The organism is Tabrizicola sp. (assembly GCF_016793705.1).
Lineage (GTDB): Bacteria > Pseudomonadota > Alphaproteobacteria > Rhodobacterales > Rhodobacteraceae > Tabrizicola.
Genome location: NZ_JAEULO010000067.1, coordinates 57,338 through 63,337, shown reverse-complemented (window position 1 = coordinate 63,337; position 6,000 = coordinate 57,338). Strand labels below are relative to the sequence as shown.

Below are 6,000 nucleotides of genomic sequence, written 5' to 3'. Positions count from 1 at the left end.
GGTCACCGAGACCCTGAACGAAGGCCTCAAGCGCGGCTACACCATCACGGTGACGGCGGCCGAACTGGACGCGAAGGTCCAGGAAAAGCTGATCGAGGCGCAGCCCGAGGTCGAGATCAAGGGCTTCCGCAAGGGCAAGGTCCCGCTGGCGATCCTGAAGAAGCAGTTCGGCACCCGCATCCTGGGCGACGCGATGCAGGACGCCATCGACGGCGCGATGAAGGACCATTTCGACAAGACCGGCGACCGCCCGGCGCTGCAGCCCGAAGTGAAGATGGTCGGTGGCGAAAACTGGAAAGAAGGCCAGGATGTCGTGGTCGAGATGTCCTATGACGCGCTGCCGCCGATTCCGGATGTCGACGCCGGCAAGATCAAGCTGGAGAAGCTGGTGGTGAAGGCCGACGACAAGGCGATTGCCGAGGCGCTGGACAATCTCGCCGGTTCCGCCAAGTCCTACGACGACCGCAAGAAGGGCGCGAAGGCCAAGGACGGCGACCAGATCGTGATCGACTTCAAGGGCTCGGTCGACGGCGAGCTGTTCGATGGCGGCTCGGCGGAAGACTACCCGCTGGTGCTGGGTTCGAAGAGCTTCATCCCCGGCTTCGAGGACCAGCTCGTCGGCGCCAAGGTCGGCGATGAAGTGACGGTCAACGTGTCCTTCCCGGAAAATTACGGCGCCGCGCATCTGGCCGGCAAGGCCGCGGTCTTCGCCTGCACGGTGAAGGCGGTGAAGGAACCGAAAGCCGCCGAGATCGACGACGAGCTGGCGAAGAAATTCGGCGCCGACGACCTCGCCGCGCTGAAGGCCCAGGTCGCCGAGCGGCTGGAGGCTGAATACAAGGGCGCGGCCCGCGCGGTGCTGAAGCGCTCGCTCTTGGACCAGCTGGATGGCATGGTCAAGTTCGATCTGCCGGGCAACCTGGTCGAGGCGGAAGCCAACCAGATCGCCCATCAGCTGTGGCACGAAGAAAATCCGCATGAGCATGGCCACGACCACGGCCATATCGAGACCACGGACGAGCACAAGAAGCTGGCCGAGCGCCGCGTGCGTCTGGGCCTTCTGCTCGCGGAAGTCGGTCGCAAGGCCGAAGTCACCGTTACCGACGCCGAGATGACCCAGGCCGTTCTGGCCGCCGCCCGCCAGTATCCGGGGCAGGAACGCCAGTTCTTCGAATTCGTGCAGAAGAACCAGCAGATGCAGCAACAGCTGCGCGCCCCGGTCTTCGAGGACAAGGTCGTCGACCACCTCGTCGGCCTGGCGAAAGTGACCGAGAAGGAAATCTCGAAAGAGAAGCTCCAGAAGGCCGTCGAGGCGCTGGACGAGATGTAAGAGGCCGGTCAGGTCCGGCAGGGAAGATCAGGCCGCGCCTTCGGGCGCGGCCTTTTCGTTCTGCGCTTCCACCCGGATCACCATCAGCCCCGCCCCGATCAGCAGCCCGATTCCCGCCCAGGCCAGGGTTGTGGGAAGCTGCGACCAGAACAGCCAGCCCCAGAGCACGCCCCAGATGATGAAGCTGTATTCGAAGGGTGCGACCGAGGAGGAAGGCGCGACGCGGTAGGCGTAGGTCAGAAGCGACAGGCCGATCGAGGCGATGACCCCGCAGGACATGAACAACAAGAGGTCGCGCAGGGGCATCTCCTGCCAGCCCCGGGTCAGGAAGGCCAGCGAGGGATGGCTCGCTCCGGCATAGGCGCCCGAGCCGAAGACGGCCGCAAGCGCCAGCGCGCTGGCCAGAAAGGTCAGGTTGCCCCAGAAGGTCATCGCTGCCGCCGTCTCGGTCCGGCCGAGGATGCGGGTCGCCAGCTGGGTCAGGGCATAGCCAAACGCGCCGATGACCGGCAGCAGTGCGGCAGGGTCGAAGACGCTGTCGCTGGGGTTGAAGATCATCAGCATGCCCGCAAATCCGGCCAACAGGGCAAAGAGGTTGGTCGGTCCGATCCGCTCCTTGAAGAAGAAGGCCGCGAAGAGGGTGATGAACAGGGGGGCGGTGAAGAACAGCGCCACCGTATCCGCCATCGGCATCGCCGCCAATCCAAGGTAATAGGCGGTATAGGCAACGAAGTTCAGGAAGCCCCGCGCCAGCATCCAGCCCCAGTTCGGCGTGGTGATCGTGGTCAGGCGACCGTCAAGGACCCGGACGATGATGAGGAGCAGCGGAACGGCGGTCAGGCTGCGGATGATCATCGCCTGATACAGCGGGTAGTCGCCGGACAGGAGCTTCAGGATCACGTCCTGCAAGGAAAAGACGGCGATCCCCACGACAAGGGCAAGGATACCGCGACTGGTGGCTGTCATCTGCATGCCCGCCACGCTATCCGCGCCAAGGCCGGTGGCTATCCCGCCGCCGACAGCGGCTGGTCAGAGTGCGGCAAGCTTTGCGGCGGTCTCGGGCATCCGCTTCAGCGTCGCCGCGATATGCGCCCGCCATTGCGGCCCGCGCTCCATCGCATCCCCATAGGCCTCGCGCAGCTCGTCCGGGCGGTCCTCGGCCAAGGCCTCGATCAGAAGCGCCGCCTGCGCGCGGTCTTTCCGCGATTTCAGCTGGTCGGGACCGGCGCGCCGGCGATCCGCAATGATGAGTTTGTGGATCGCGTAGCGTTCGGGGCGAGGCACCTGGATGAGGACACCAGATCGGTAGAGCGCGGCCGCGTTGATCGGTTCGGCGATCAGGTAGTTCAGGAAATGCAGGGACTGGGCCGACACTCCCAGGGCGGGCAGGTCGCGGATGTCTTCCTCGGGGCGAAAGGACGGCGTCAGGAATTCCACGTAGGTGTCGGTCCGGGTTTGACGCCATTTCCAGACGGCGGTTCCGGACAGCGAGGGAACCGGAGCAAAGTCCAGTTCTGCAAAGGTGTTTGCCAAGGGCTCCTCGACATGGTCGCCAAGTGCCAGGGAGAGGCGTTCGAACTGCGCAATGTCGAGATCGTTGGTCTGGGCAACCTCGTCCTGGGCAAGGCGGATGCCCAGCTCGCCTTCGTAGTGCCGGAAGGCATGCGTACCGACAACCGTGCCGCCCAACCGGAACACGCCGGTTCGTGCCAGCGTGCTGTAAAGGCGGCCGGAAGCCCCATCGACAGGCAGAAACCCCTCGGCGCGCAATATGCGAACCAGCCGCGTCCGGGCCTCGGCGCGCAGCTTGGCATCCTGAGCCAGGCGGAGATGGTTCTCGATCCGGGCCGCCATTTCAGGGGTGTCCTCGCCGATATAGGCTTTCTTCACCTGATCGCCGATACGATAGGTGTCGTACCAGTATCTGCGGCCCTTGCGCTCTTCCCGTTTCGGCGTGCCGCGGATCCCGGCAACCTGATCATCCATCAGGGACCGGCGCAGGTCGTGGTAGGCGGCTTGAGCTGTGGCACTGTGATATTGCATGATGTTCTACAGTTCTTTCTTTTGTAGAACATCACCTGATGTGCAACAAAAGTCAACTTTGTTGAACATCAGGTGCCCAAAGAAAAAACCGCGCCCGATCACCCGGACGCGGCTTCGCAAATCCCTGACGGGAAAGGCTTATTCTTCCGACGCAGCTGCTCCGACTTCGTCGAACAGCTCGGCGATCTCGAACTCGGCCTGGGCTTCCGCTTCGGCGGCGAGTTCCTGGATCGACTTGCCCGATGCCTGCAGCTCGGCCTCTTCGACCGAACGGGCGACGTTCAGCTTGATCTTCACCGCGACTTCCGGGTGCAGCGACACCGAGACGGTGTGCAGACCCAGGTCCTTGATCGGGCGGTCCAGCACGATCTGGCCGCGATGGACGGTGAAGCCCGCCTCGGTCGCGGCTTCGGCCGCATCGCGCGGCGTGACCGAACCATACAGCGCGCCGGCGTCAGAGGCCGAACGGATCACCACGAAGACCTGGCCGTCCAGCTTGGCGCCGACAGCTTCGGCTTCCTTGCGGGTTTCCAGGTTGGTGGCTTCCAGCTGTGCCTTCTTCACCTCGAACGACTTGATGTTGGCGTCGTTCGCGCGAAGGGCCTTGCCCTGCGGCAGAAGGAAGTTGCGGGCGTAGCCGTCCTTGACGTTCACGACCTCGCCCATCTGGCCAAGCTTGGCCACACGTTCCAGAAGGATGACTTGCATGTGCGTCGCTCCTTATTTCACGGCATAGGGCAGCAGGGCCAGGAAGCGGGCGCGCTTGATGGCCTGGGCCAGTTCACGCTGCTTCTTCGCCGAGACTGCGGTGATGCGGGACGGGACGATCTTGCCGCGCTCGGAGATGTAGCGCTGCAGAAGACGGGTGTCCTTGTAGTCGATCGCCGGAGCGTTGTCGCCCGAGAAGGGGCAGACCTTGCGGCGGCGGAAAAACGGTTTGTTCGCCATTTTGGATGTCCTTATCTACAGATCAACGACGCGGGGCGCCGAACGACGGGCGGTCGCCACGGTCGGGACGGTCGCCGAACGACGGACGCTCACGGCGCTCACCGCCGAAACCGCCGCGGTCGCCACGATCCGAACGCTCGCCATCGCGGTCACGCTCGTCGCGCTTCTGCATCTGGACCGAGACGCCTTCGGCATGCTTGTCGACCTTGATGGTCAGCACGCGCATCACGTCGTCATGGAGCCGCATCAGGCGTTCCATCTCCTGCACGGCCGCGGCGGGCGCGTCCGACTTCAGGAAGGCATAGTGGCCCTTGCGGTTCTTGTTGATCTTGTAGGCCATCGTCTTGACGCCCCAGTACTCGTTCTCGACGACCTTGCCGCCGTTGTCCGAGAGGACCGTGGAGAAATGTTCGATAAGGCCTTCGGCTTGCGCGTTGGACAGGTCCTGACGCGCGATGAAGACATGCTCGTAAAGCGGCATGTGCGTTCCTTCGTTTCGGGGCGGCTTCATAGGACGGGCGAAACCCCTTCCCGCAGCCCGTCCACGAGAGGCATCGCCGGTTCATGGATAAGCGGAAAGGATGCGGCCTTATACAGATGTCCGCCGTGGGTGCAAGCGCTACCTGGCCGAGGCAGGCAGGCCGAACACCCGGTCGAACCCCCAGGTGAAGGCATAGGTGTAGGCGATGAAGAGGGCGATCAGCCCGGCCTCGTAGACCAGCGCCTCCAGATAGCCGACCTGCAGCCACCAGGCCATGACCGGAATGCAGATCAGCACCAGCCCGCCCTCGAACATGAGCGCGTGGGCGGTCCGGCGTTTCAGCGACCGGCCCTTGACCGGCTGTCGCGCCTCCCAGGCCTCGAAGACGGTGTTGAAGACGAAGGACCAGCTCAGCGCGATGGTTGCGGTCAGGATCGACAGCACCAGCGACGACCCGGCGCTTGCGTCGGACATGAGCATCAACGCGACCGAGGCCACCAGCGTGCCCAGCGTCTCGAAACTGACGGCGTAGACGATCTTGCGGCGGGTGGGCGTCATTCAGACCGGGTCCTTCGGGCGGCGCAATTCCCGCACTTCGCGGACGAAGGTGTAGTCGTGATAGCCAAGCCGCGCCGCCGGGTTGTAGCGCGCCGGGTCCAGCCGCCCGTCCACCAGACAGTCGTCGCGCAGATGCACCCCCACCACCTCGCCGATCAGCACCCGCTCCGGGCCGATCAGGTCGACCAGCTTCACCACCCGGCATTCCAGCGTCGCGGGCGCATCGGCCACGCGCGGGCAGTCGATGGCGACGCATTCCGCCTTCGCCACGCCCGCCGCGAGGAACTCGTCCGTCCCGCGCGGGAAGCGGGCAGAGGTGGCGTTCATCACCTCCAGCGCGGCTTCGGCCACGATGTTCACCGCGAAGACCCCGCTCTCCATCGCGTTGATCATGCTGTCGCGGTAGTCGCCCGCGAACATCACTTGCGGCGGGGTGTAGCCGACGGCGTTGAAGAAGGAATAGGGCGCAAGGTTGTCGCCGGTTGCGGCGCGAGTGGAAATCCAGCCGATCGGCCGGGGCGAGACGATGGCCGAGAAGGGGCTGTGCGGCAGCCCGTGGTCATCGGCGGGGCGGTAGAACATGAGGCAGACCTTTTCACAAATTGCCCGTCGCAAATTGATCGTGACCCTGCGCCATGTT

8 protein-coding genes are annotated in these 6,000 nt (G+C 64.4%); 1 reads left to right on the top strand and 7 read right to left on the bottom strand.

Annotated features, from left to right (window positions below):
- A partial coding sequence (tig, locus tag JNJ68_RS17450) for a trigger factor (RefSeq protein ID WP_294984416.1) occupies positions 1-1,330 on the top strand: 1,330 nt, incomplete at its 5' end.
- A 27-nt stretch (positions 1,331-1,357) separates the two neighbouring features.
- On the opposite strand, the gene JNJ68_RS17445 is transcribed toward tig, so the two are convergent.
- The 7 genes from JNJ68_RS17445 to JNJ68_RS17415 all read right to left on the bottom strand — a co-directional run bounded on the left by JNJ68_RS17445 (position 1,358) and on the right by JNJ68_RS17415 (position 5,942).
- On the bottom strand, positions 1,358-2,302 hold the full coding sequence (locus JNJ68_RS17445) for a DMT family transporter (protein ID WP_294984413.1): 945 nt from the start codon (positions 2,300-2,302) through the stop codon (positions 1,358-1,360).
- 57 nt (positions 2,303-2,359) lie between these two features.
- Positions 2,360-3,373 (bottom strand): GSU2403 family nucleotidyltransferase fold protein, encoded by a 1,014-nt coding sequence (locus JNJ68_RS17440; RefSeq protein WP_294984410.1) that lies wholly within the window; start codon positions 3,371-3,373, stop codon positions 2,360-2,362.
- A 138-nt stretch (positions 3,374-3,511) separates the two neighbouring features.
- Positions 3,512-4,081, bottom strand: coding sequence for a 50S ribosomal protein L9 (gene rplI / locus JNJ68_RS17435; RefSeq protein ID WP_294984407.1), 570 nt, complete (start codon positions 4,079-4,081; stop codon positions 3,512-3,514).
- Between the two features lie 12 nt (positions 4,082-4,093).
- Positions 4,094-4,321 carry a 30S ribosomal protein S18 gene (gene rpsR, locus JNJ68_RS17430; RefSeq protein ID WP_103256213.1) on the bottom strand — a complete coding sequence of 76 codons (228 nt, stop codon included), beginning with the start codon at positions 4,319-4,321 and terminating at the stop codon, positions 4,094-4,096.
- A gap of 22 nt (positions 4,322-4,343) precedes the next feature.
- Positions 4,344-4,802: a 30S ribosomal protein S6 gene (rpsF, locus tag JNJ68_RS17425; RefSeq protein WP_294984402.1), complete on the bottom strand. Its 459-nt coding sequence runs from the start codon at positions 4,800-4,802 to the stop codon at positions 4,344-4,346.
- Between the two features lie 138 nt (positions 4,803-4,940).
- On the bottom strand, positions 4,941-5,360 hold the full coding sequence (locus JNJ68_RS17420) for a PACE efflux transporter (protein WP_294984399.1): 420 nt from the start codon (positions 5,358-5,360) through the stop codon (positions 4,941-4,943).
- Positions 5,361-5,942: a flavin reductase family protein gene (locus JNJ68_RS17415; RefSeq protein ID WP_294984396.1), complete on the bottom strand. Its 582-nt coding sequence runs from the start codon at positions 5,940-5,942 to the stop codon at positions 5,361-5,363.
- Positions 5,943-6,000: the final 58 nt, after the last annotated feature.